This is a genomic window from Leucobacter viscericola (assembly GCF_011299575.1).
Taxonomy (GTDB): Bacteria; Actinomycetota; Actinomycetes; order Actinomycetales; family Microbacteriaceae; genus Leucobacter; species Leucobacter viscericola.
On sequence record NZ_CP049863.1, the window covers coordinates 3,040,348 to 3,064,884 of the forward strand.

16 protein-coding genes and 1 tRNA gene are annotated in these 24,537 nt (G+C 62.3%); 8 read left to right on the forward strand and 9 right to left on the reverse strand.

Going from position 1 to position 24,537, the window contains the following annotated elements; translation table 11 throughout:
• The first annotated feature begins 86 nt into the window (after nt 1-86).
• Nucleotides 87-713 (forward strand): SOS response-associated peptidase family protein, encoded by a 627-nt coding sequence (locus G7068_RS13165; RefSeq protein WP_166292380.1) that lies wholly within the window; start codon nt 87-89, stop codon nt 711-713.
• Between the two features lie 424 nt (nt 714-1,137).
• On the opposite strand, the gene G7068_RS13170 is transcribed toward G7068_RS13165, so the two are convergent.
• Nucleotides 1,138-1,228, reverse strand: a tRNA-Ser gene (locus tag G7068_RS13170).
• A gap of 426 nt (nt 1,229-1,654) precedes the next feature.
• Between G7068_RS13170 and G7068_RS13175 the strand changes: the two genes are divergently transcribed.
• On the forward strand, nt 1,655-6,961 hold the full coding sequence (locus tag G7068_RS13175; RefSeq protein WP_166292381.1) for an Ig-like domain-containing protein: 5,307 nt from the start codon (nt 1,655-1,657) through the stop codon (nt 6,959-6,961).
• A 118-nt stretch (nt 6,962-7,079) separates the two neighbouring features.
• Nucleotides 7,080-8,270 carry an RNA polymerase sigma factor gene (locus G7068_RS13180; RefSeq protein ID WP_166292382.1) on the forward strand — a complete coding sequence of 397 codons (1,191 nt, stop codon included), beginning with the start codon at nt 7,080-7,082 and terminating at the stop codon, nt 8,268-8,270.
• Between the two features lie 60 nt (nt 8,271-8,330).
• On the opposite strand, the gene G7068_RS13185 is transcribed toward G7068_RS13180, so the two are convergent.
• Genes G7068_RS13185 through G7068_RS13195 form a run of 3 tightly spaced genes read right to left on the reverse strand, consistent with a single transcriptional unit; the run spans nt 8,331 to nt 11,480 of the window.
• On the reverse strand, nt 8,331-9,365 hold the full coding sequence (locus tag G7068_RS13185) for an agmatine deiminase family protein (RefSeq protein ID WP_341873748.1): 1,035 nt from the start codon (nt 9,363-9,365) through the stop codon (nt 8,331-8,333).
• Between the two features lie 33 nt (nt 9,366-9,398).
• Nucleotides 9,399-9,968, reverse strand: a complete 570-nt coding sequence (locus G7068_RS13190) for a TetR/AcrR family transcriptional regulator (RefSeq protein WP_166292383.1) — start codon at nt 9,966-9,968, stop codon at nt 9,399-9,401.
• Between the two features lie 30 nt (nt 9,969-9,998).
• Nucleotides 9,999-11,480 (reverse strand): purine-cytosine permease family protein, encoded by a 1,482-nt coding sequence (locus tag G7068_RS13195; RefSeq protein WP_166292384.1) that lies wholly within the window; start codon nt 11,478-11,480, stop codon nt 9,999-10,001.
• Nucleotides 11,481-11,575: 95 nt separating this feature from the next.
• On the opposite strand from G7068_RS13195, the gene G7068_RS13200 reads away from it, so the two are divergent.
• From G7068_RS13200 to G7068_RS13210, 3 genes are read left to right on the forward strand one after another with little or no spacing between them, the layout of a single operon-like run.
• The gene (locus G7068_RS13200) at nt 11,576-13,261 is read left to right on the forward strand and encodes an amidase (protein WP_244304503.1); all 1,686 of its coding nucleotides are present in this window, start codon (nt 11,576-11,578) and stop codon (nt 13,259-13,261) included.
• Between the two features lie 37 nt (nt 13,262-13,298).
• Complete coding sequence (radA, locus tag G7068_RS13205) at nt 13,299-14,654, forward strand: DNA repair protein RadA (RefSeq protein WP_166292385.1); 1,356 nt, start codon at nt 13,299-13,301, stop codon at nt 14,652-14,654.
• 52 nt (nt 14,655-14,706) lie between these two features.
• Nucleotides 14,707-16,200, forward strand: coding sequence for a malate:quinone oxidoreductase (locus G7068_RS13210; RefSeq protein ID WP_166292386.1), 1,494 nt, complete (start codon nt 14,707-14,709; stop codon nt 16,198-16,200).
• 91 nt (nt 16,201-16,291) lie between these two features.
• Here G7068_RS13210 and G7068_RS13215 read toward each other — a convergent pair whose 3' ends face one another.
• Entirely contained in the window at nt 16,292-17,044 is a 753-nt protein-coding gene (locus G7068_RS13215; RefSeq protein WP_166292387.1) for an HAD-IIB family hydrolase, read from the reverse strand.
• A gap of 24 nt (nt 17,045-17,068) precedes the next feature.
• Nucleotides 17,069-17,518 (reverse strand): DUF6941 family protein, encoded by a 450-nt coding sequence (locus tag G7068_RS13220; protein ID WP_166292388.1) that lies wholly within the window; start codon nt 17,516-17,518, stop codon nt 17,069-17,071.
• Nucleotides 17,519-17,626: 108 nt separating this feature from the next.
• Between G7068_RS13220 and argF the strand changes: the two genes are divergently transcribed.
• Entirely contained in the window at nt 17,627-18,565 is a 939-nt protein-coding gene (gene argF / locus G7068_RS13225; RefSeq protein WP_166292389.1) for an ornithine carbamoyltransferase, read from the forward strand.
• Entirely contained in the window at nt 18,565-20,001 is a 1,437-nt protein-coding gene (gene argH, locus G7068_RS13230) for an argininosuccinate lyase (RefSeq protein WP_166292390.1), read from the forward strand. The genes argF and argH overlap by 1 nt, the downstream gene beginning before the upstream one ends.
• 291 nt (nt 20,002-20,292) lie before the next feature.
• Here argH and G7068_RS13235 read toward each other — a convergent pair whose 3' ends face one another.
• From G7068_RS13235 to G7068_RS13245, 3 genes are read right to left on the reverse strand one after another with little or no spacing between them, the layout of a single operon-like run.
• A complete protein-coding gene (locus G7068_RS13235) occupies nt 20,293-21,978 on the reverse strand; it encodes a GMC oxidoreductase (RefSeq protein ID WP_166292391.1) in 1,686 nt (561 codons plus the stop codon).
• Nucleotides 21,979-21,986: 8 nt separating this feature from the next.
• Nucleotides 21,987-22,889, reverse strand: coding sequence for a YegS/Rv2252/BmrU family lipid kinase (locus G7068_RS13240; RefSeq protein WP_166292392.1), 903 nt, complete (start codon nt 22,887-22,889; stop codon nt 21,987-21,989).
• A 2-nt stretch (nt 22,890-22,891) separates the two neighbouring features.
• Nucleotides 22,892-24,532 (reverse strand): FAD-binding oxidoreductase, encoded by a 1,641-nt coding sequence (locus tag G7068_RS13245; protein WP_244304504.1) that lies wholly within the window; start codon nt 24,530-24,532, stop codon nt 22,892-22,894.
• Nucleotides 24,533-24,537 lie beyond the last annotated feature (5 nt).

A 24,537-nucleotide genomic window follows, 5' to 3' on the forward strand; every position in this document is an offset into this window, starting at 1 on the left:
CACGCTAAAGAACCACCTGCGAACAGGCCGTTTCAGGAGCCCGCAAGCCCCTAGCGAGCTTGGCTTGCGCGACGTACCGTGCTTCCATGTGTGCGTCATATGGGTTGAGTGGCAGCGGCAAGAGGATCGAGCTGCCTGATGGGTTGGAACCGATGGATGATCGAGATTCGCAAGCACTGCTGTCGGAATGGATGGAGCAGCAGAGCGGGAACGCGAAGATCACCGGCAAGAATGCGCTCAACCTGAACCCGATTATTCGTGCGAACGAGTCGGGGAAGCGTGAGCTGCTGATGGCTTGGTGGTGGCTCTGGTTCAGCGGGGTCGGCCCCAACAAATTCTCATCATTCAACTCGCGCGATGACAAGCTGCTCGGTCCCTGGAAGGGGGCATTCCAGCACCGGGCGATCTTGCCGGCAGACTGGTACGTCGAGAAGGGCGGAAAGTTTCATCTGCCCGATCATGCGCCTTTCGGGGTTGCAGCAGTCACGAGCACCGTCAAGCGTGACGACGGCAGTGAGCTTGTCACCTACTCGATGGTCACCCGAGATTCGGTAGGGGAGGCAGCCGAATATCACCCGCGCATGCCACTCGTTTTGCCACAGGACATCTACCGGGAATGGCTCGACCCTGAGCGCGCCGGCGATGAGAGCTTGGTGTCTGAGGTGCAGCACGGATCTGACGAGATCTCGCGCGCACTCACTGCGGCCACGTGAAGGCCAGAGGCGCACCCTATCTTGGCAATGTTATGACGAGGGAAGTCGAGCCAGCTCAACGCCGAACTGCAGCGGGTGTTTCCTCTTTGTTGGAGTGTGGGCCAACGCGGGCTACTGGCCATACGTAGTAGAGAGAGCCCCCGATCTAGCCCGTTTCTCGGACGGTCCAGGCCCTTCCTCCCGCTGCTGACGCCGTGCTGCAATAGTGGCAAGGATCTTCGCAAGTGGCAAGGAAACGCACTCGTCGGCAACCTGGCCAGTGGTTCGCAACCTTGCCTTGGGTCGCGGCAAGCAGCAAGCCAGCAAGAAAAATTCACTCGACCCCATCCGCTATGAATGGCCGGTAACTCGCAATCGCTGCCGCAGGGAAAATAAGAAACCCCCGCGATCCCAATCTGTGAAAGGGATCTGCGGGGGTTTTCTGTGGCGGTGACGGTGGGATTTGAACCCACGGTAGGGGGTTACCCTACACGACTTTTCGAGAGTCGCACCTTCGGCCGCTCGGACACGTCACCGCGGAAAAGCTTATGGGATTTACGCCCAGATCGCCAATCGACCCGCTGAAGAGACACCCGAAGACCCCTGGGAAACACCACAACGGCAGGGAAAGAGGCCAATATCCAGATAAAATAAAACTCAGGTACGTCTGGGGAGACGTTTCAACGATCCATGCCGGAGATCGTTGCAGTTGTGTGCCTGCGATCGAACGAGAGTCACGAAAAAGTTCTGACTTCGCGTTAGATTCCGTCGCCGATGGAGTTATCCATTGTGTAGCAACGTTGCAAAACGTTGATTTTGTGGTGTTCGCGTGTGTGCGCGTGCATCTCAAAAATACTGGGTTGGGCAATTGTGTTTTGGGATCTCCAAGGAATGGGTTGAAGAGATTGAGTCGTTTAAGTCAACATAGAAACAACGCCGCGTTGGCGGTGGAGGGTTCGTCTTTGACGAGCCCGATGTATCGGGTGGTTGCCGTTGCACTGGCGCTACTTCTTGCTTTGGTCGCAGCGGTTGGTTCTGGCACGGTGCCGGCGCTCGCCGCAGGTGGCACGCTGTCAAGCATGAGCTGGAAGCTCGTCGCAGACGGTCAGAGTCCGTTCACCGCTGATAATAGCCCCGGCGGTGATGCTGGCGATCACAACGGAATCGTTCGCACGCAAGACACGGTGTTTTGGGGGCTCAACTACTCCGCTGCTCAAGACGGAGTTGTTGACTTTGTTCTCACCCTGCCCGCGGGCATGACGTGGACAGCAGGATCGACCGACTCAAGCGTTTGTAACGGGGCAGCCGGAGGCACTCTGAGCGCAGACAAGACAGTGCTTACCTGTCAGCGTGAGGTCACTGCCGGTGATGTCACCCAGCTTCCGTTCTCTGCTGTTGTTGGCGCGCTCGCCAACGGCACCGCGTTGAGCGTTTCGGCTGACGCCGACGGTCTCAATGCCGTTTCTTCCGACTCACTCGTGGTCTCGGCCGCTCCGAAGACTGAGATTGGAATGTCTGGTGTCAGCCACGAGCAGAACGTCATGGTTGGTGGAACAAAGGGCATGACCGTGGCCGTCGATGCGCTGCTCGGCGCCAAGATTGATCCTGCCAACCCGAACTTCTTCGGGTATGAGTCACTGAGCAATCCATTCTCAGTCACGATCGATGTGCCGGCGGGTGCGGTTCCGTACTCGAGCGGAATGTATGTGGGTGGCGGTTCGGTTGCCGCTTCGCAGCCTGGTGGTCCCGGCACCCCCATCACGTACACGGTCACCGGTGCGAACACCAGCTTCCTCAACCCACAGCTCAGCCAGTACATCGGGCCGATGGGTGGGGGAGACTACTCAAAAGCGAGCCTCATCGCCGCGTTGCGCGTGAAGGTCTTCATTCCCTACGGGCCTGACCTTGATCCTGAGGTGCCCAAGCCGCTGACCTTCCAGACGGTCAATTTTGACCCGCAGTCGCTCTCTGGCCAGTCGAACTTTGGTTCGGGGTACGCTCCAGGGCAGCAGCCCGGCGCTACCTGCGATGACTCGGGCCTGAACTGCGTTGTGGTGAACTTTGAGGTACTCAAGCCTGTACAAATCGGAACGGGCTTCAGCAATGCGATCTCGTTAGCAGCCGACAACGGTCTGATCTATGGTGACCCGAGATCCTCGATTGACGGTGGCGAGTCCGTTGTCGTGGGCCAGCGCTACGAGGCTCTCACGAGTGTCTACAACGACGGGACCTCTACTGATCAGCTGCAGAGTCCCTATGCAAGCCTGACCTGGAATCCGAAAGAGCAGCAGCTCGTGGCACCTCCCACAGTGAAGACTCGGGCCTGGGCAAACATTTGGACGTTCGCCAACAAAAACGATGTCGCGGTCTCCACCGCGGTCCCGTCGAGCGATTACACCATCGAATACACGGACTTCGCATTTGCGGATCTGTCGGATCGCCAGTCACGCGAGTCGTTCAACGACCCGGCAATCAACTGGGTGCAGGATCCGTCGACGCTGCCCGGAGGAATCTCCTCCGTGTCGAGTTACCGCATCAAGTACCTCAAGCCGCTCGACCCGAACAATGCGATCGGCGTCGTCACGCCACTGCAGCGTGCCGAGGCGAGCGCGTCACTTCCGTCGGGAACTCCGCTGCTTTGGAACTGGCAGGTCGGGGCCGACAACGCTCCGCTTGTGAAGTCGAACTACGCGAGCTGGATGGGCGTAAGCTCCTGGCTCGGTGGCATGGTTCAGGCGAGCGGTCCGCTCGTGCGCGCGGAAGCCTCGTGGCAGAAGGTCGAGGACGCTTCTTACGCGGCGGGCACCGCCGAGCGCGGTGACCTCGCGTACCTGAAGGTCACCCCGACCATCATTGGTCCTGTCACCGGAGCCGACGCAACCGCAAAGAACGTCCGCTACACCGTCACGTTCCCGAACGCCTGCCTGCAGCCGGTGGAAGCTGCCTTGCCGGAGGGCGCTGAACTGACTCCGGCGATCCCCGGTAGCGACTGCATGAGCGGCACCCCCGCCAAGATCGTGTTCAAGCTTGGTGATGTGCCGGCGCCGGCCGGTGAAGCCGGTCCCGCTCCTTACCAGGGACACGCGACGGCGCTCGAGGACTGGTTGATTCCGGTGACTGTGGGAATCGGACACTCCGCCCCGCAGACTGCAGTGACGACAATCGTAAGTGAGTCCGACAACGACTCAAGCATCGCAAACAACGAAACGATTGTGTCGGCAAATCCGGCCAGCCTCGATCAGGATCGTACGAAGAAGGTCGCCCTGACAGTGTCGGGTGCGTCGACCTTCAAGGTTCGCAAATCGGCGGCAACCAAGGTTGCTGGCTACGCGGGGCCGCACGAAAAGTTCCCGTACGTGCTGAGCTGGTCAAACTCTTCGGTGCAGAGCTACGACCCCGTCTCCATCGTTGACGTGTTGCCCTTTAACGGTGACCAGCGTGGCACCCAGGGCCTGTTGGGTCCGATCAAGGTGACCGAGGTGTCAGCGAGCATGGCTTCGGGATCCATCGGAAGCGTGCATGTTGAGTACACGACCGATGCGGCAGCAGGCGTTGAGACTGCAGTGCACACAGCCGGCAACGAATCCGGCGCGACAGGTGTGCAGTGGCACGCGCTCGGTGCTTCGGTGCCCAACGGCGTGACTGCTCTGCGCTTTACCTCGGATGGTCCTGTGGCCCCCGCAGACATGGGTACGGCAACTGTACGAGTAGAGATGCCAAACCTGACCTCCGATGCGACCATTAACAACAGCCTTGCAGTGCGTGCGATCGGTGATGCTGGCCTTCAGATCATCTCCTCCGATATCGCTCGACGTCCGTTGCTCTCGTCAGCCTCTGGCATACGTGGAAACGTGTGGCGCGACCTCGACTTCGACGGCGCGATTTCGGCGGCGGATGGAAAGTGGCCCGCGGGCGCTGATCGTGTTGAACTGCTGAACGATGCTGGACTCGTTGCGACGTCAGACATCGCAGCTGACGGCAGCTACAGTTTCAGCGAGATTTCGGCTGACGACTACACAGTTACGCTGATTGATTCTGAGGCTGACGGCTGGGTGCCCCTGCTCAACCAGAATGTCACCCCTGTTATCGGTGAAGACGCGGTGGTGGATCTGCTCTACCAAGAGGATGTGCCCGCCGCCAACCTGGAAGACGACAGTGCAAGCGTTTCTGTCGGCCAGAACGTGAGCGTTGACGTCACAGCAAACGATCAAATCTCACTGCCGCACGCACTGGGAAGTGTGATCTCTGAGCAGAACACAATTGCCGTAGCAACGGCTCCGAGCTTCGGAACCGCCACGGTGGGTGCTCCTGTCTCTCCCTCGGTGTACTCGACGATTGCATACACAGCAGCAGCGACCTGGCCAGCTTCCGCGGCCGGTCAAAGCTCCTACGAAGACACCTTCACCTACTCCTACACCAACGTGCGCGGTACGGTTTCGACCGCAAACGTGACGGTTACCGTGTACGCGGCACCCGTCGCAGTGGATGATGCCTTCGGAACGATCGCTGACAAGCCAGTGGTGCTTGATCCTCGTCTGAATGACGCTGGCGACGGCATCACCTGGTCAACCACCGACCCGGTTGTGACAGGGGACGCCACGGCGAGCTACACATCAGCTGGTCTCTCGGTTACCCCCACCCACGTGTGGGGTGCGACCGAGACCGAGTACCCTGTGTCGATTCAGTACTCGATCACAGATAGCCACGGTGGTGCTGCCTCAGCGAACGCGACACTCACTGTGCAGCGTGCTCCGGTTGCACAGGCAGCGACCTCGTTGCCGACCATCAAGCTGGGTGACACCGCTTCGTTTGATCCCGAGCTCCTGAACCCGGGCGTTGTTGCGGCATCGGGGATCACCAGCTCGCTGGTTACTTCGGGCTCCGTGTCGGTTGCGAGCGACCAGCGGGTGAGCTTCACGCCCACCGCTGATGGGCTGCAGAGCTTCCAGCTCACCTACACCGACAACCTGGGGCAGTCGACCACCGCCACCTACACCGTCATGGTGCAGGCCGGTCCGAAGGTGCTCGTTGACTCCGACAGTATGACCATCGGGGTCGGTCAGACGGCGAACTTCGGCGAGCCGACCGTGACGACCACGGGCACAATCACCAGCGTGACCTCGGACACCGCAGATGCTGCGGCCGGCGGAAACGTGACGGTTGATCCTCTCACCGGACGCGCGAGCTTTGTGCACGACGAGTCGAAGCCGACCGGCGACTACTCGTTCAAGGTGAGCTACACCGACGATCTCGGTCAGGTCGCAACGGTGACCTACAAGGTTCACGTGCAGCCGAAGGCGATCATCAACATTGAGACGAACCGCACCATCGGTGTCCACCAGGACGCTAAGTTCGTTCCGAGTGAGATCTTGACCGAGGGCAGCCTGGCCTCTGTGACACCGAAGGCGATCGCAAGCTCGAAGTCGATCAACGGGGCCACGGTTGAGACCGATGTCGCAACCGGGAGCGTAACCTTCCACTCCAACGATGCAGAACCTGGCGTCTACACCTTCGACGTGGTCTACACCGACAACCTCGGCAACGAGACGACAGTGACCTTCACTGTTACGGTGCAGGCTGCTCCGGTGCAGACAGATGCTGAGGTGTTCAGGATCATCCCGCTCAACGGAAAGACCACCTTTGCTGATGCGGTGAGCACCACGGGCACCATCGAATCGCGCGAGCTCGGTGGCGCCGCGAAAGATTCGGTGACGATGCAGAGCGGCGGAAGCCTCTTTGACGGAGCCGATCTCAAGCCGGGCAAGTACACCTGGGAGGTTCGTTATGTCGACAACGTCGGCCAGAGCGTGACCGTGAAGTACACCGTGCAGATTCAGGAGCCGCCGCGTGGCAAGGTCGTGAAGCTGAAGGTTGCTTATGGCACCGAGCGAGTGATTGTTGATCCGCTCAGCGAAGCGAAGGGAACCAAACTGCAGTCGCTTACCGCGGCCGCCGTCGGTGCTCCTGGTTCTGGCAAAACGAGCCTCAACAAGACCGGGCTTGTGGTCTACACACCAAACAGCGGCTATAGCGGAACCACTCGCTTCGACGTAACGGTGCGAGACAACCTCGATCAGACCGCGGCGGTGAGCTACGAGATCACGGTTGAACCGCAAGAGATCGTGGATTATCTCAGCCCGGTGAAGCCCTCGGACCTCGCCGTAACCGGTGGCAGCGTTAGCTCGCTGTGGCTGTGGAGCTTGCTCGCGCTGCTCCTGGGTGGAGGCTTGCTGCTTGCAAGACTGGTGGGCCGTAGACAGAAGCGATAACAACATGAGCCTTCGGGCGGGTATGGTTACTACCCGCCCGAAGGTTTTCGCGTGTGTAAAATCTCATCGACTCCTCGGAATGAGTCGATAATAAGAAGTGATGCGGGGGGCATGACAGATGGTTCAGGGAGAGGACCCGGGCGGCGCCGGTGAGGTGACCGACGCCGAGCTCATTGAGAGCTATAGAAATGGCGACACCAGCGCGGCTGCGACACTGTATGTGCGGCACCGCGAGAGTGTGATGCGCCTCTCCCATCGTTTTGTTCCGCCGGGCGCTGTTGAAGAAGTTACCTCGGAAACCTTCACAAAGGTCTTCGAAACGATCAGCCGCGGCAAAGGACCCAAAGACAACTTTCTGCCGTACACCTTTGCGGCGCTGCGATCGGTCTCGACCGACTGGCGGCGCGATCGCGCAAAGTACAACACCGTCGATGAAATCGATGACCTTGAGATTGAGACGGCGCCCGCTGCTGACCGGGAGCTTGAAGAGGGCGACGCCGAGATTATGGCGGCGTTTCAGCAGCTTCCTGAGCGCTGGCAGAAGGTGCTGTGGCTTCGCACAGTGCAGGAATCTTCCGTGCAAGACATTGCTCGAGTGGAAAACGTCTCTGCACCCGCGGTGAGTGTGCTCTACCAGAGAGCTCGCGAGGGGTTGCGAAAGAAGTATCTGGAGCAGCTGTCTATCGTTTCGGCCCGCGGGGCATGCCGCGATTACAGCAAGTCACTTGCGCAGTCATCGTTCGCTTCGCTGTCTGGCCGCCGCCAGAACCAGCTTGAGGCGCACGTGCAGGGCTGTGAGCGATGCCAGGAGACACGAGAGCAGCTGGATCACCTGGTGCAGCGCTTCTCGAAAACCGCTGCAATGGGCATTCTCCCGGCGGGGCTCGGCGTTTCTGCACTGTCGGTGAACCTGAGTCGTTCCGCAGCCGCAGCCGCGCTTCTCGGGGCTGGCGCAGCCACGTGGATCACGGCGGCCGTTATTACCTTGCTCGTTGGTACCGGAGGGGTGCTCGGGGTGCTTGCCGCCATCAACTCGAGCGAGTCTCAGGGGCTCGCCATCGACACCGGCAGTGGGCAGTGCGAGTTAGATGTTCGGGATCGAGATTCGGGAGCGGGCGTCGAGCTTGCGACCAAGAACACCGGCGAGAAGGCTTGTTTTGTGACGCTGCTGCGCGATGGGGCGGTCATCGACGGGCCCAGCGAGGTGCGTAAGGAGCAGGTGCTCGTTACGGCGCGCGCTGGTCGCTATGAGATCGTGATGGCGGCAAACGGCGAAGAGAAACGCCTCGCCTACACGGTCGAGCCGTGAATCAGGCCACTAGGGTCCTCGACCTTGGGCCACCTGGCCCAACTCGGGTGCCGACGGCGCTCAGACGCGAGGCTGGTGCTGCGTGATGCAGTGAATGCCACCTCCGTAGCGAAAGATGTCGCGCGCGTCGACGCCAACGATCTCGCGGCCCGGGTAAGCCTCAGCGAGACCGGCCAGGGCGATCTCATCGTTCGGGTCGTCGAAGGTGCAGGCAATCACGGCACCGTTGGTGACGAGGTGGTTGACGTAGCTGTAGTCGGTCCAGCCGTCTTCATCCCGCACTCGCTTGGGCGCGGGAAGGCTGATGACGTTCCAGGGGCTGCCGTCGATCGCGGTCGTGTCTTCGATGAGGTCGTCGTACACCGGGCCGAGGTGGAAATCAGGGTGGGCAGGATTGTGCTGCCTGTGGACGAGGAGTGTGTGCTCATCGGGCAGGGTCGCGACAATATCAATGTGCCCACGAGTGCCGAAGCGTTGTGAGTCTCGGTAGAGGCCTCGAGGGAACCAGATTGCGCGTTCGATGCCGAGCGTGCGGCGGAATTCGTCTTCAATCGCATTTCGCGACCAATCAGGGTTGCGGAAACGGTCGAGTTGCACGGTGTCGGTGAGCAGCACGGTGCCCCGCCCGTCGACGTGGATCCCGCCGCCTTCATTCACGAGCGCTGAATTCACGATCTCGGCGCCCGCCAGTTCAGCAACAAACCGGCCGATGCTGCGATCCTTTTCCCAGGAGGCCCACTCCTGTTGGCCCCAGCCGTTGAACTCCCAATCAACTGCGCCGAGCTGTCCGTTGTCGTTGACGACGAAGGTTGGCCCGATGTCGCGCATCCAGGCATCGTCAAGCGGGGCTTCCACCAGTTCGATGTTCGAAGAGAGTCTCCGCTGCGCGTCTTCGCGATCAGCAGGATCCACAACCATGGTGACTGGAACGAAGTCAGCGGTCGCGTGTGCGACGTCGGTCCACGCCGTTCGTGCGACGGCGGTCTCCTCCTCGGTTGAACCGAAGGATTCCCCGCGCGGAGGGAACGCCATGAAGACGCGCTCCTGCTCGTCGGTCTCGCTCGGCATCCGCCACTGGGTTTCGTTTGTGGTCACGACTATTCCTCGTTTTCTGGTGTGTGAGTGGTGCTATGTGATCGTTGCGGCGAGGATCGCAGAGACTCCGCGGCGCATGAGTTTTTGTGCAGTGGCGGTATCGAGCTGGCCGGAGAGCCAGCGGCTGGAGAGCCCTTCGACGAGACCGGTAAGAAGGGTCGCGGTTTCTGCGATGGCTTCCGACGGCACTCCGGCGTGCTCAAGTGGTTCAGAGAGACGTCCCTCCCACTCCCGAGTTGTTTGTGAGAGTGCGGCTTGGATCTCGGTTTCAAAGACGGCGATCGCCCGAATCTCATTCCAGACGACGGAGTCATCGCGGGTGGATCCGGCATCGCCAAACTCCGCGGCGAGCATGGTGGTGATTGACTCGGCGGGGGAGAGCGAGGCATCCGACACGGGGCCGCGATCCTGAACCGCTCGGTTGACGGCGTCGATGGTGGCATTGAGAAGACCTGTGCGATCCTCGAAGTGGTAGTACACCAGGCCAAGCGAGACGCCTGCGCGCTTCGCAACCTGTTGGACCCGCAGGCCGCGCACCCCACTGGCTGCAATCTCCTGTCGACTTGCGGTGAGGATCCGCTCGCGCGCGTCCAGTTCTGCCATGCCAGTCTCCTTTTTGCTCTCCGCCGCGGGCTAGTCGCCCTGCGCCGAGACTCCGTCATTGATTCCAGTCTCGGGCCAAATGCGGAGTGCAAGCAAGTACGCACCGCCACCGACCAGCATGGAGAGGGGCAGGCTGATATCGAGTCCGCCGGCAATGTTCGCGAGAGGTGCTTCGTAGAGCTCATTCTGAACCGTCAGAAGGCCAACTGCTGACCCCAGCAACAGCGGCACAATCGCCCTAAAATTCCAACCGTGGAAGAACCAGTATCGGCCGCCGCCCATTCCCAAGCCGAAGCGCTGAAGTGCGACCGGATCGTATCTGCCTTTTCTTGCCACCAAAAACCCGATCCCGTTGATCACGACCCACGGGCCAGCGATCGCGTTCAGCACAACGGTCATCGCAGTGATTGACGAGATCGCATCAGTTGCGATCACACCGAGGTACATGACCACGATCGCGATCCCGGACGTGATGAGGGTCGTCTGCGTTCTGCTCAACCGCGGAATGATGGATTCGAGATCAAGGCCGCTCGCGTAGATGTTAATGACCCCCTGACCGAAGCCTCCCATGATGGCGAGAAGCAGAAGCGGCACCAGGAACCAGCCCGGCGACCCCGCAACGAGGTCCGCGACGTACGAGGGCGAGAGCACCTTGAACGTGCTTGCGGTGAACGCACCGAAAGCGGCGGTCGCAAACAGTCCCGCGAAGATCCCCGCACAGACGGCCACCGCGACCTGGAGATCGGTGAACTTTTTCGGGTTGATACGGCGGGTGTAATCGCCAACGGAGGGGGCGTAGGAGAGAGGACCGCCGATCGAAATGGTGACGGCGAAGAGCCAGGTCGGCCAGAAATCTCCCAGTAGGTACTCGCCCGAGGATCGTGTCGCGTCGAACTCCGGGGCGAACGCGATCAGGCCGACGATGAGCAGGACGCCCGCGATGGGGATGATGAATTTCTGCAGGGCAACGATGGTGCCGTGCCCGTAGAGGGCGATGAAGATGACCTCGATGGCGATGATGGCATAGCCGATGATGAATGCGGTGTCGTTCTGAGGAGTGCCGAAGAGCCGGTGGGCCCCGGAGACGAGCGCCTCACCCGAGGTCCACACTGCGATGGCCGCGTAGGCGATGGCGAAGAGGAGCGTGAGGGTCGAACCGAGCAGGCGGCCTCTCATGCCAAAGTGAGCACCGCTCGATACGGGGTTGTTGGTTCCCGTGCGGCTGCCAAGCAGTGTCATCGGGATCATCAGCGCGAGCCCAATGACCAGGCCGACGGCGCTCGACGCGATTGCCTGCCAGAAGTTGAGCCCGAAGGTGATCGGCAGCCAGCCGAAGATCACGACCGAGAGTGCGAGGTTGCCACCCACAAAGACTCGGAAAATATTGCCCGGAGTTGAGTGTCGCTCAGCTGTCGGAACGTAATCGACGCCGGCCTGCTCGACCCGGCCAAACTGATCGATCAGTTGGGTGGCGGATCCCACTTCCGTGTCTGGCTGCGTTGCCTTGCTCATCTTTGCTCCTTTGGAAACAACGTTGTTTGGCGCTACAGTAGCACTGACTGAATTTTCAGTCAAAGGTTTTCATTTCACTCGCAAGGGAGACAACGTTGATTCCCAACCCACCGCTTTCGCCCACCGCGTCAGTCGCGCCCACCGCCTCGATAGCCGAGATTCGCTCGCAACTACGTGCTGGCTCGTTTACCGCGGTCGAACTGTTGGAGCAGCACCTCGCCCGTGTCGCGCGGCACCCTGAGCTGAACGCGATCGTTGTACCGAACCCGAGAGCGCGGGAAGAAGCAGAGGAGTCTGATCGGCGGCTGCGGTCAGGATCAGCTCGCCCGCTTGAGGGCGTGCCGTTCACCGTGAAGGACTCGTACATGGTGAAGGACCTCACGGTCGCTTCAGGATCTCCCGCGTTCAAAGATCTCGTCGCCCAGTGGGACGCATTCACTGTTGCGAAGCTGCGTGAGGCCGGTGCCGTACTGATCGGGAAAACAAACATGCCCCCCATGGCAGATGGGGGCATGCAGCGCGGCGTATACGGGCGTGCCGAGAGCCCGTTCAATCGCGAGTACTTGGCCGCGGCTTATGGATCAGGATCGTCGAACGGTTCCGCCGTCGCTGTCGCGGCCTCGCTGTGCCAGTTTGGTATGGGGGAAGAAACCGTATCGTCGGGACGCAGCCCGGCATCCAATAACGGCATTGTTGCCTACACTCCCTCGCGGGGCCTCCTTTCGTTGCGGGGCAACTGGCCGCTCTTCCCAACCCGTGACGTTGTCGCACCCCACACAAAATCCGTTGCCGACCTTTTTGAAGTTTTGAACGTGCTCATGCGAGATGACGCCGAGACGCGAGGTGACTTCTGGCGCGCCCAAACCGCGGTTGAGTTGCCGTTGCCGAGCGAACACAGGCCCGAGGACTACCGCGAGCTCGCGACCCCGGGTGCCCTTGTTGGGACGCGGCTTGCTGTTCCGAGGCGTTTTCTGGGACGAGACGGAGATGTGCCGCTTGAGGTGCACCCCGACGTGCTTGAACTTTGGGAGGTTACGCGATCCCGACTTGAGCAAGCCGGTGCAGTCGTGGTTGAGACGGATTTCCCGCTCGTTGATATCTATGAGGGAACGAGCCCCGCGCACGAACGTCTCGACGAGTTTGGTGAGCTGCCTGACGAGTGGATGGTGCACGAGTTCACGACGCTTGTGGCCGCGGCGTGGGATGACTTTCTTCGAGCAAACGGAGATCCGCGGCTCAACCGACTCGCGCAGGTTGATCCCTCAGAGATCTTCCCGCTGCCGACGGGGGCGCTTGCTGATCGTTACCCCGAAGTCGCCGACAATCTGAACCGCTACGGTGACATCTTTGACGTCGTGCGCGCGTTGCCCGCGGCCTTGAATCCCAGCGGTCCTGAACTCCGCGCTGAGGAGACCCCAGGGTTCAGTGCAGCGCTCCGTCGCCTCGAAGCATTGCGCGCTGAATTGCTTGAGAGTTGGCTCGAGACTGAAGGATTCGACGCGGTGGTGTTCCCGGCGAACGCAGATGTTGGTCCGTCGAACGCTGATCGGGATCCGGCCGCGGCCGACCTAGCCTGGCGCAACGGCACGCACTACTCGAACGGCAACCTTGTGATCCGCCACCTGGGGGTGCCGACGGTGACGACCTCGATGGGAACGATGCGATCGACGAGTATGCCCGTTGGTGTGACGTTCGCTGGAGCGGCATACTCCGACCTCAAGCTATTGAGTCTTGCGTGGGACTTCGAACGGGTGCGCGGGGATCGCCCGCTGCCAAGCTAACGCCGTGAATGTCGGAGGCTCCCGCTAGGCTCCCAACATGGCAAAAATGACGAGCGGGTACGTGTGCACCGAGTGCGGGTGGCAGGCCGCCAAGTGGGTCGGGCGCTGCGGTGAGTGCCAGCAGTGGGGCACGGTCGTTGAAGCGGGGGCGCCGAAAGCCTCTCTTTCCCGCACCAATCGCGCGACCGCGCCCGCTCCAGGGCGTGAGGCTCGGCCGATTACTGAGCTTCAGGGGGATGCGCTTTTCCATCGCCAGACGGGCATCGGAGAGTTTGACCGGGTGCTCGGCGGTGGGGTGGTGCCGGGGGCCGCGATCCTGCTCTCTGGCGAACCCGGCGTTGGCAAGTCGACCCTGTTGCTCGACGCGGCAGCGCGGGCCGCAATGGTCGGGGCGCGTGTGCTCTACGTCAGCGGTGAGGAGTCGACCGGGCAGATTCGTATGCGGGCCGAGCGCACCGGTGCTCTGCACAACACACTTTTCCTCGCGAGTGAGACCGACCTCGCGACGGTGCTCGGACACATCGAAGCGGTGAATCCCGAGCTCATCATCGTTGACTCGGTGCAGACCCTCGCCAGCAGCGAAGTTGAGGGTGGTGCTGGCGGTCCCGCGCAGGTGCGGGAGGTCGCGGCGGCGTTGATTCGTGTCGCGAAGGATCGCAGCACCCCCGTCATTCTCGTCGGTCACGTCACCAAGGATGGCGCTGTTGCCGGCCCCCGACTGCTTGAGCACCTCGTTGATGTTGTGTGTCACTTCGAGGGCGATCGAAACACGGCGCTGCGCTTTCTGCGCACGCTCAAGAACCGTTACGGGCCAACCGACGAGGTGGGGTGCTTCGAAATGACGGGCAGCGGTATTCGCGAGGTCACGGATCCGAGTGGTCTATTTCTCAGTCGCGCCACAGAGCCAGTGAGTGGCACCTGCGCGACGGTCGCGATGGAGGGGCGCAGGGCACTGCCCGTAGAGGTGCAGGTGCTTGTCGTGCCGACGACGGCACCCAACCCGCGTCGGGTGACGAGCGGAGTTGAATCGGCCAGGGTCGCGATGATTCTCGCGGTGCTCGAGAGGCGACTCAACGCGAAAACTGGTGACAAAGATGTGTACGTTTCAACCGTTGGTGGGGTGAAGCTCACCGAACCTGCAGCCGATCTCGCGATTGCGCTCGCGATCCTCTCCGCTCTTGAAGACCGGCCTTTGCCGCACAACCTGGCGGCATACGGTGAGATCAGCCTGGCGGGGGAGGTGCGTCCCATCACAGCGCCACAGCAGCGAGCGAACGAGGCGAAGCGGCTCGGATACACAACGATCGTGGACTCAAGCGTCGAGCGACTCGATCACGCGCGAAGCGCCGCGGGCCTCGACTCATCCATGGCGCGGGGCGGGAGCCGCGGTTGAACGACAGCTGTGCGGCTAATCACCAGAAGTAACAGAGGTAGACTTAACGATCGTGAGCAAGAACACAGTAGATGTCGTCCTCATCGGCGGTGGCGTGATGAGCGCTACCCTTGGCACTTTGATCAAGCAGGTTCAGCCTGACTGGTCGATCGAGATTTTCGAGTCGCGCAACAGCGTCGCCACGGAGAGCACCAACGCCTGGAACAACGCCGGTACCGGCCACGCAGCACTCTGCGAGCTGAACTACATGCCCGAGGGTGCCGACGGAAGCCTCTCGCCCGACAAGGCCATTGACATCAATGAGCAGTTCCAGCTGTCTCGCCAGTGGTGGTCGACGCTCGTGAAGAAGGGCATCCTGAACGATCCCCCCTCCTTCATCAACCCGACCCCGCACATGACATTCGTGAGCGGCGAATCAAACGTTGATTACCTGCGTCGCCGTTTTGAGATCCTCAAGAACGAACCGCTCTTCTCTGACATGGAGTTCAGTGACGACCCCGAGCAGATCGCCAAGTGGGCGCCATTGCTCGTAGACCGCCGCTCAAAGGACGAGGTGTTCGCTGCGACACGCTCCGAGAGTGGCACTGACGTCGACTTTGGTGCGGTCACCCACCAACTCTTCGACTACCTCGTCTCTGAGGGAGCGAAGATGAACCTCGGCACTCAGGTGCGCAAGGTGCGTCGCCGCGCTGATGGCACCTGGGACGTATTCGTGCGCAACCTCTCGGGCTACGGTAAGACCGTTGTCAACGCGAAGTTTGTGTTTGTCGGTGCGGGCGGAGGTGCGCTTTCGATCCTGCAGTCCTCGGGCATCCCCGAGATCAAGGGCTTTGGTGGCTTCCCGATCAGCGGCAAGTTCCTCAAGACCGACAACCCCGAGATTGTCGCCCAGCACAAGGCGAAGGTCTACGGCAAGGCCGCGGTGGGTGCGCCCCCGATGTCGGTACCGCACCTCGATACGCGCGTGGTTGATGGCAAGGAGAGCATCCTCTTCGGGCCGTACGCCGGCTTCAGCCCCAACTTCTTGAAGAAGGGCTCGTGGTGGGATCTGCCCGGCTCGATCCGTCTTCACAACCTTGGCCCGATGATCAAGGTTGGCCTCACGCAGTGGTCGCTCGAGAAGTACCTCGCTGGTGAAGTGGTCGCGAGCCGTCAGAAGCAGATGGAAACCCTGCGGCAGTACATGCCGACCGCACGCACTTCCGACTGGGAGATGATCACGGCCGGCCAGCGTGTGCAGGTCATGAAGAAGGACCCTGAGAAGGGCGGCATCTTGCAGTTCGGCACCGAGGTTATCACCGGTGCGAGCGGCTCGATCGCGGGCCTGCTGGGCGCATCGCCCGGCGCTTCAACCGCGGTTCACGCGATGCTCGGAGTGCTCGCAAAGTGCTTCCCTGAACAGTTCGAAAAGCGGTGGAAGAAGACCTTCACTGAGCAGGTTCCTTCGTTCGGCAAGGGCCTGAACGGCGACGCTGCTGCCGCAAAGGCATCGCTGGCCGAGACCGCTGAGACCCTCGGTCTCAACCGGGTCACTGAAGCCGCGTAGTCTCTAACGTTTCACCCCTGCGGTGAACGCATCTCAACATTGTGATCGCTCATAATGTTGAGATGCGTTCACCGCAGGGGTGTTTTAGGGACTAGTCCAGCAACTGCTCCAAGAAGTCTGCGGTGTCTTCCCAGTCGGTGACCGCGTGGCAGGCGACGCCGAGCGCCTTCACCGGGTAGTCATTACCGTCAGGATCAAGCCGATCCCCGACAAACAGCATGTCGCTGAGCGGAATACCGGTGTGCTCCTCAAGCTTGCGCATGCCGTACGCCTTGTCGATTCCGCGGCGAGTAATGTCGACCGACGTCGATCCGCCGCTACGCACCTCAAGCCCGGGTAGCCGATCCGCCACCGCCGCGCGCAGCGTGTTCTTTTTGCTGCCGTCGGGATCCCAAGCCTGCTTCGCCGCAACCGGCGCGCGCTGCCCGAGCGCCGAGAATGTGACCTGTGAGCCGCGATCCTCAAGGATCTCGCCCCAGGGTGAGGTCTCCCACAGTCCGAGGCGTTCCGCCTCCTCGCGCAGCGCGGTGAGCGCGGCGGTGCTCTCCGCGGCGTCGAGGTTCTCGCGGTAGACCGTGTGCCAGGCCCCGTTTTCGCGTCGTTCGTAGCGGGTACCGCAGGTGGGGAGTAGGTGGAGGCGCTCAAGTGAGGTCTCGTCTACGCCCTCAAGGCGCTCCACCAGCTGCATCTCGAACTGCTCAAAGTTGCCACCCGAGATGACGGCGACGGTTGTGCGCTCAAGTAGGCGTGAGAACACCGCGAGCATACGCGGATCCACCGCTGACTTAGAGGGAGCAAGGGTGTCGTCGAGATCGAACGCGATGAGGCGAGGGAGCGTGGTCATCGGGCCATTCTCCCACGCGCCCGCTTAGTCTTCGAAGTCGGAGTCGTTGAACTCCGGGTCTTCGAGACCCGGCATGGAACTCGGGTTCGCGTAGAAACGCACGTCAACGCGCTCAAGACCTGTGCCCTCGAAGATGATCCGGTAGCTGCCGGGCATCGGAATCTGGGCTTCCGTGAGCGGAAATACCATCGGAATGTAGCCAAAGCTGTCGTTTCCGCCGCCGAGGCTGAAGGTTCCCTCGAGGCTGAAGATCTCGCCGCCGCCCACGGCGGGCTCGCAGCGGGCGCGGAAGGTGCGCTCGGGATCGCCGCGGCGTGCCTCGTTCTCGTCGTACTCAACGACAACCACGAGTGTCGCACCCAGCGAGGCGGGGAACTCCTCGCGGTTAATGGTGTTGATGAAGCCGGAGAGAACGCCGAGCGTACCCTCGCGAATGTTTGCGGCGTCAGCTAAGAAGGCTGCTGCAATTCTCATGGGTTCCTCCGAGGTTCGGTACTTCAGCGTTAATAGTAACCCTTTCACGCCTTGCTGAGTGGTGTCGCTTGGAATCCGCTCAATGCCCGCCCGTACTAGGCTAGAACGGTGACACGACACTTTCTACGCGATGATGATCTCACCCACGCCGAGCAACTTGAGGTTCTTGACCTCGCTGCGCGACTGAAGCGAGCGCCCTTCTCGGAGCGACCGCTCGAGGGCCCGCAGTCTGCGGCGGTGTTCTTTGACAAGACGTCAACGCGTACCCGATTCAGCTTTGCCGCGGGTATCGCTGAGCTCGGTGGCAACGCGATCATCGTGAATGCCGGTGAATCGCAACTCGGCATCAAGGAGTCGTTCTCCGACACCGCGAAGGTGCTCTCGCGCATGATGTCGCTGATCGTGTGGCGCACGTTTGCGCACAGCGGACTCGAAGAGATGGCCGCAAGCGCCACCATCCCCGTGATCAACTCGCTCTCCGACGACTTTCACCCGTGCCAGATTCTCGCTGATCTGCAAACCATTCGTGAGAACAAGGGTGACCTGCGCGGCCTCACCGCTGCCTACGTCGGCGACGCAGCCAACAACATGGGACACTCGTACCTGCTCGGCTTTGCGACCGCAGGCATGAACATTCGTGTTGCGGGCCCTGAGGGCTACCACCCGCGAGCCGACATCATCGCCGACGCCGAGAAGATCGCCGCCGAAACCGGTGGCAGCGTTGCCGTAGTGGTCGACCCCGCGGTCGCCGTTGCGGGGGCCGACGTGGTTATCACCGACAGCTGGGTGTCGATGGGTATGGAAGACGAGAAGGCTGAGCGGATCGCAGCCTTCGGCGCCTACCGCGTTACGCCTGAGCTGATGGCACAGGCAAAGCCCGACGCTATCTTCTTGCACTGCCTGCCCGCATACCGCGAGTACGAGGTTGCCGCCGAGGTGATCGACGGCTCGCAGAGTGTGGTGTGGGACGAGGCAGAGAACCGCGTCCACGCTCAGAAGGCCCTCATGGCTTGGCTGCTGGCCCAGACTCAAACGGAGAATAAGTAATGAGCACGGTAGAGAATCACAACGACGGTAACCGCGCGGCCGAGGCGGGTGCGCTCTGGGGCGGTCGCTTCGCGAGTGGTCCTTCGGCAGCACTCGCAGCGTTGAGCAAGTCGACGCAGTTCGACTGGGTGCTTGCGGACTACGACATTCGCGGGTCCAAAGCCCACGCCGCCGCACTCGCCGCAGCGGGCTACCTCAGCGCAGACGAGCTGAATGACATGCGCGCGGCGCTCGATGAGCTTGCCGCCCGCGTCGCCGACGGTCGCTTCGTGGCCGCCGAAGAGGACGAGGATGTGCACTCGGCTCTCGAGCGCGGACTCATCGAGATCACCGGTGTGCAGCTCGGCGGCAAGCTTCGCGCAGGCCGCAGCCGCAATGACCAGATCGCCACGCTCGTGAGGCTCTACCTGCTCGATCACGCTGCCGTGATCCGCAACCTGCTTGTCGATTTGCTCGGCGCGATCCTCGACCAGTGCCTCGCACACCCGACCGCGATCCTGCCTGGCCGCACTCACCTGCAGCACGCGCAGCCCGTGCTGCTCGCACACCAGCTTGCTGCGCACGCGTGGCCTGTGGTTCGGGATCTTGAGCGTCTGCGCGATTGGTCCGTACGCGCAAGTGCATCGCCGTACGGTGGCGGAGCTCTTGCCGGATCCTCACTCGGACTCGACCCGCGTCTCGTGGCCGCAGAGCTGGGTCTCGGTGATCCACTTGAGAACTCGATCGATGGCACGGCCGCGCGCGACGTGGTTGCCGAGTTCACCTTTATCTGCGCCCAGATCGGCATCGACCTCTCGCGCCTCAGCGAAGAGATCATCCTGTGGAACACGAAGGAGTTCGGCTTCGTGCGCCTGCACGACGCGTTCTCGACCGGATCCTCGATCATGCCGCAGAAGAAGAACCCCGATATCGCCGAGCTCGCGCGTGGCAAGTCGGGCCGCCTGATCGGCAACCTGACCGGGCTGCTCGCGACGCTCAAAGGCCTGCCGCTCGCGTACAATCGCGATCTGCAGGAGGACAAGGAGCCTGTCTTCGACTCGGTTTCACAGCTCGAGGTGCTGCTGCCCGCCTTCACCGGCATGGTCGCGACCATGACCTTCGACACGGCGCGCATGGCTGAACTTGCGCCGCAGGGCTTCTCGCTCGCGACCGATGTCGCCGAGTGGCTCGTGAAGCAGGGTGTCATCTTCCGCGACGCACACGAGATCTCTGGCGAACTGGTGCGCTACTGCGAGGAGCGCGGGATCGAGCTGCACGAGCCGAGCGACGAAGAGCTCGCAGCAGTGTCGCCGCACCTGCTGCCCGCGGTGCGCGACGTGCTGACGATTGAGGGATCCGTCAACTCTCGTGTTGGCGCCGGTGGTACCGCGACCGTGCGTGTGACCGAGCAGCTCGCTCGCCTTGCCGAGAGGATCGCGGAGTTTCGGGCGGCGTAGCCTCAAATTCGCCGAACCTGCGTTTCAGCGTTGAGACTGCGGTTCAGTGCTGAGACTGCGGTTCAGTGCTGAGCCTGCGGTTCAGTGCTGAGCCTGCGGTTCCTAACTGCAGGCTCGGCGTTGGGATGCAGGCTCGATGGTGGATTGCAGGCTCGGCGTCGGGTCGCGGGTTCGATGCTGGGCTGCAGGCTCGGCGTTGGGATGCGGGTTCGGCGTCGGGCTGCGGGCTCGGCGTCGGGTAGCGGGCTCGGCGTTGGGTCGCGGGGTCGGCGTCAGGGTGCAGGTTCAGCGTCAGGCTGCAGGTTCGGTGCGATCGTTTAGCCCCGCAAGCAGCGCCTCCTGCGCCGGCCGGTGGTCGGGTTCGCCCGCGGCGGGCCAGTGCGACAGCGCCCGCTCCGCCAGCGCGGTGATGGTGAGCGAGGGGTTGACCCCGGGGTTTGCGGGGACCGCCGCGCCGTCGACCACGTATAGCCCAGGGTGGCCCCAGACTCGGTGGTAGGGGTCGATCACCCCGTCAGCCGGTGACGCCGAAATGACCGCGCCACCGAGAAAGTGTGCGGTGAGCGGGATGCCGAACACCTCGGGCCAGGATCCACGGGCCTCCGTAGGAATACCGCCCTCTTGCTCCAGGCGTGCAGCGATCGCCTCGGTCGCCCGGTGCGCCTGTGGCAGATACGAAGGGTTGGGCTCGCCGTGACCCTGCGCACTCGTCATTGAGAACCGACCGAATCGACGGCGCAGCGAAAGGGTCAGCGAGTTGTCGGCCGTCTGCATGACGAGTGCGATGATCCCGCGATCGCTCCAGCGGCGAAGCGACCCAAGCTTGAACTGCTTCACGGGATTGCGCAGCGCACGCCCGAGCACAAACCCAAGACGCGCGGGCAGAGACCGGTCACCCGGCACCATGATGGTCGCGAGCGCTCCCATCAGGTTGGATCCGGGGCCGTAGCGCACATTTTCGACGTGCGTACGCTCGTCAACGTGAAACGAGGTGGTGATCGCGACGCCGCGGGTCAGTTCGGCGGATGCGGGAACTTTGGTTGCAACCGCCCCGTCCAGCGCCTCAGAGTTGGTTCGAGTGAGTACACCCACAGCATCTGAAACGCGGGGCAGATCCCCACTCGCCTTCATGCGGTGCAACAACTGCTGGGTGCCCCAGGTGCCCGCGCCAAGCACAACCTCGCGGGCGGTCACGGTGCGCTCGTCCCTCTGTGTCCACGCTCCGCTGCGCCGCGAGGTCACTGCAAAACCGCCGCCGGGCAGCTCTCGCACGCGGGTCACGGTGCGCAGCGCCTCGATCGTCACACCTCGCCGCTCCGCGAGTGCCAGATAATTCTTCATGAGCGTGTTTTTTGCCCCGACGCGGCAGCCGACCATGCAGTTACCGCAGAGCGTGCAGCCGGTGCGCGAAGGCCCTTCTCCGCCGAAAAAGGGATCGGGCACGCCCACCCCGGGGGTGCCGAGGAACACGCCCACGGGTGCGTGGCGAAAAGTCGATCCAACCCCGAGATCTTCGGCGGCGCCCTGCATGATCCGCTCGACCGGCCCGGTGTGCGGGTACCGCTCGACAACGCCGAGCATGCGTTTAGCCGTTGCGTAGTGCGGGGAGAGCTCGGTGGCCCAGTCGGCGATCTCGCGCCACTGCGGGTCGTTGAAGAACGGGGATCCCGGCTCATAGAGGGTGTTGGCGTAGTTGAGGGATCCGCCGCCGACACCAGCGCCCGCGAGAATCATCACGTGGGGGAGCCGGTGGATGCGCTGTACCCCAAAGCACCCCAAATAGGGTGCCCAGAGGTAGCGCCGCAGGTTCCAGCTGGTCTTTGCGAAGTCCTCATCTTCGAAGCGGCGGCCGGCCTCGAGCACTCGCACACGGTAGCCCTTTTCCGCGAGCCGAAGCGCGGAGACGGACCCGCCAAATCCCGATCCGACAATCACAACGTCGGTATCGAACTCAACTGCGCTGTTGAAGTTAGCCATGATTTCTCCTACTCAGAAGCGGGTTCTGGGACCATCATCCGCAGCATCGCGGGGCGCACCGAAATAGTGCACTCGTCGGCCCCGACGAACTCACCATCAGCGTAGACCGTCAATCCCGGCGCAGACACCCGGACCGACCTTGCCCGCCGGTGCGTCACCTCGGGGCGCGAAAAGTGCTCGCCCTTCAGCATGAGCGGAAACAGTCGAATCAGGCTGAGCCGCTTGAGCGGCGCGACGTGCACAACGTCAATTAGCCCGTCGTCGGGCAAAGCCCCGGCGCAAATCGGCATGCCCCCGCCATAGGTTTCGGTGTTGCCAATAGCGATGAGTGTTCCGGGCTCCGCAACCGCGGCCTCACCGTCGATCGTCACGCTGAACGCAAGTGGGCGCAATTGGATCAGCTCAATGATGAGCGCAAGATAGTAGCGCAGCGCCCCGTGAGGCCAGCGCAGCCGATTGGTGCGGTCGCTCACTTTCGCGTCGAAGCCGAGCGCGGCGATTGTGAAGAAGTGCTTCACTCGTCCGCTGCAGTGCAGCTCGCCGATGTCGAGGGGCTTCGCGACTCCGGTCAGCGCGAGCCCTGCCGCCTCCGCTGTATCGCGGGGGATCGCGAGCGCCCTGGCGAGGTCGTTGCCCGTTCCCGCGGGAATGAGCGCCAGCGGCACTTCGCTGCCGATCAACTTTTCCAAGATCTCAGTGAGTGTTCCGTCGCCACCGACAATCACGAGCAGCGCAGGATCATCTTGCAGTGCCTGACCCGCGAGTTCGATCGTATCCGCCGCAGAGGCGCCAGCATAGGCGTGCACCTCAGCTCCACGAGCGCGCAGCTCTGCGATGGCTTCCTCGGCGGCTCCCCGCCCTCGGCCCTTGCCTGCGAAGGGATTTGAGAGCACCGCGATGTGCTTGCCCACGATCAAGAATCCTGTGCGGAGGAACTGGCAGAATCAGCGGCAATGACCGCGCCGGGGTTCAGGATTCCGTGCGGATCCAGCTCGCGCTTGATCGCCTCGAGGATCCGGATCCCGGTTTCCCCAACTTCTTCCCGCAGCCACGGTGCATGATCCCGACCTACTGCGTGGTGATGGCTGATCGTGCCCCCGGCGGCCAGGATCGAGTCATTGGTGTGCGCCTTGATTTTGAGCCAGGCTTCGAGTGGATCCTCGCGGATACTCGCGAGCACTGTGAAGTAGAGAGACGCGCCCGTGGGGTAGATGTGCGAGACATGGCACATCACGTAAGACTTCGAGCCGATGGCGGAAAAGCCATCCTTCAGAGAAGCCTCGACCGCGCTGCGTAGCTCTGACAATTTCGCCCAAGTGGTCGCCGTCTCAAGGGTCTCGCAGAAAACGCCCGCGTCGAGCAGTGAGTCGCGCAGGTAGGGGCCGTCGAAGCGACCCTTCATCCATTCGGCCGCGTCCCCTTCGCCCGAAGAGGTGCCGCCCGCTGCCCGCAAAAGCTCCGAGGTGCGCGCTCGCCGCAGGGGAATCCCCTCGCCCTCGTAAACGGTGACAACACTCGCACCTTTTGCCAGCGCCTTACCGATCTTGCCGACCTGCGCCAGGCTGACTGCGGTCTCGGCCTCATCGGAAAGGCGAATAACCGTGGGGCCCGATGCGTGCTGGGCGACCTGGCGCAGCCCCTCTGCTCCGGCTGCAAAGTTCGGAAACGTCCAGGCCTCAAACACCCGGTGTTGAGGCGTGGGGTGCACCCGAACCTTGACTTCGGTAATCACACCAAAGATCCCCTCGGAACCAAGAAAGACACGAATGAGATCTGGTCCGGCGGCAGAGCCGGGGGAGCGGCCAAGTTCGAGGTCCCCGGTTGGGGTGGCGACGCGGATCCCGGTCACCATCGTGTCGAATCGGCCGTAACCCGCCGAGTTTTGCCCTGATGATCGCGCCGCGGCGAATCCGCCAATCGTTGCATAGCGGAAGCTCTGCGGGTAATGCCCAAGCTCAAAGCCGTGTTCGGCGAGCAGCGACTCGGCCTCAGGGCCGGTGGTGCCGGCGGCGAGCACGGCCTCTCCGCTGACCGGATCAAGGTGAATGAGTCCGCTCAGTCGGCGCAGATCGAGGCTCACGACCGCCAGCTGCGCGCCGCGCTCGGGGTCGAGTGCTCCAACCACACTTGTGCCGCCTCCGAATGGGATGACAGCTATCTTGCGAGCGGTTGCGAGATCGAGACAGGCCCGGACCTCCTCGTGACTGCCGGGGCGCACAACAGCGTCGGGTGCCTCTTGCTCAATCGCTCTGCGACGAAGTAGATCAAGGGTGGATCGCCCGCCCGAGTGATAAATGCGCGCTTCGGGGGCGGCGGAGACATTCTCGTCACCGACGGCGCCGCGAAACGCGTCGAGATCCTCGCCGCTCAGTGCGGAAGGTGTGAGCCGAACATTCGCAAGCTCGACGGGTGCAGCTGGCTTTCTCACTCGTCCCAGCAACAGCGGGAGTAGAGCCTGCACGGCGCGAGGGAGTGGTTTTGCTCGCTCGGGATCGCCCCAACCGTTCCAGCGCATCGGCTGGTCATCATTGGCCCTGCCATTTTCTGCGGTCATGCATT

Bases quoted from the DNA above. Each gene is read 5' to 3' on its own strand.
- G7068_RS13190 (WP_166292383.1), bottom strand. From the start codon at position 9,968: ATGGCAGAACTGGACGCGCGCGAGCGGATCCTCACCGCAAGTCGACAG.
- argH (WP_166292390.1), top strand. From the start codon at position 18,565: ATGAGCACGGTAGAGAATCACAACGACGGTAACCGCGCGGCCGAGGCG.
- radA (WP_166292385.1), top strand. From the start codon at position 13,299: ATGGCAAAAATGACGAGCGGGTACGTGTGCACCGAGTGCGGGTGGCAG.
- G7068_RS13180 (WP_166292382.1), top strand. From the start codon at position 7,080: ATGGTTCAGGGAGAGGACCCGGGCGGCGCCGGTGAGGTGACCGACGCC.
- G7068_RS13195 (WP_166292384.1), bottom strand. From the start codon at position 11,480: ATGAGCAAGGCAACGCAGCCAGACACGGAAGTGGGATCCGCCACCCAA.
- G7068_RS13165 (WP_166292380.1), top strand. From the start codon at position 87: ATGTGTGCGTCATATGGGTTGAGTGGCAGCGGCAAGAGGATCGAGCTG.
- G7068_RS13245 (WP_244304504.1), bottom strand. From the start codon at position 24,532: ATGACCGCAGAAAATGGCAGGGCCAATGATGACCAGCCGATGCGCTGG.
- G7068_RS13235 (WP_166292391.1), bottom strand. From the start codon at position 21,978: ATGGCTAACTTCAACAGCGCAGTTGAGTTCGATACCGACGTTGTGATT.
- G7068_RS13215 (WP_166292387.1), bottom strand. From the start codon at position 17,044: ATGACCACGCTCCCTCGCCTCATCGCGTTCGATCTCGACGACACCCTT.
- G7068_RS13220 (WP_166292388.1), bottom strand. From the start codon at position 17,518: ATGAGAATTGCAGCAGCCTTCTTAGCTGACGCCGCAAACATTCGCGAG.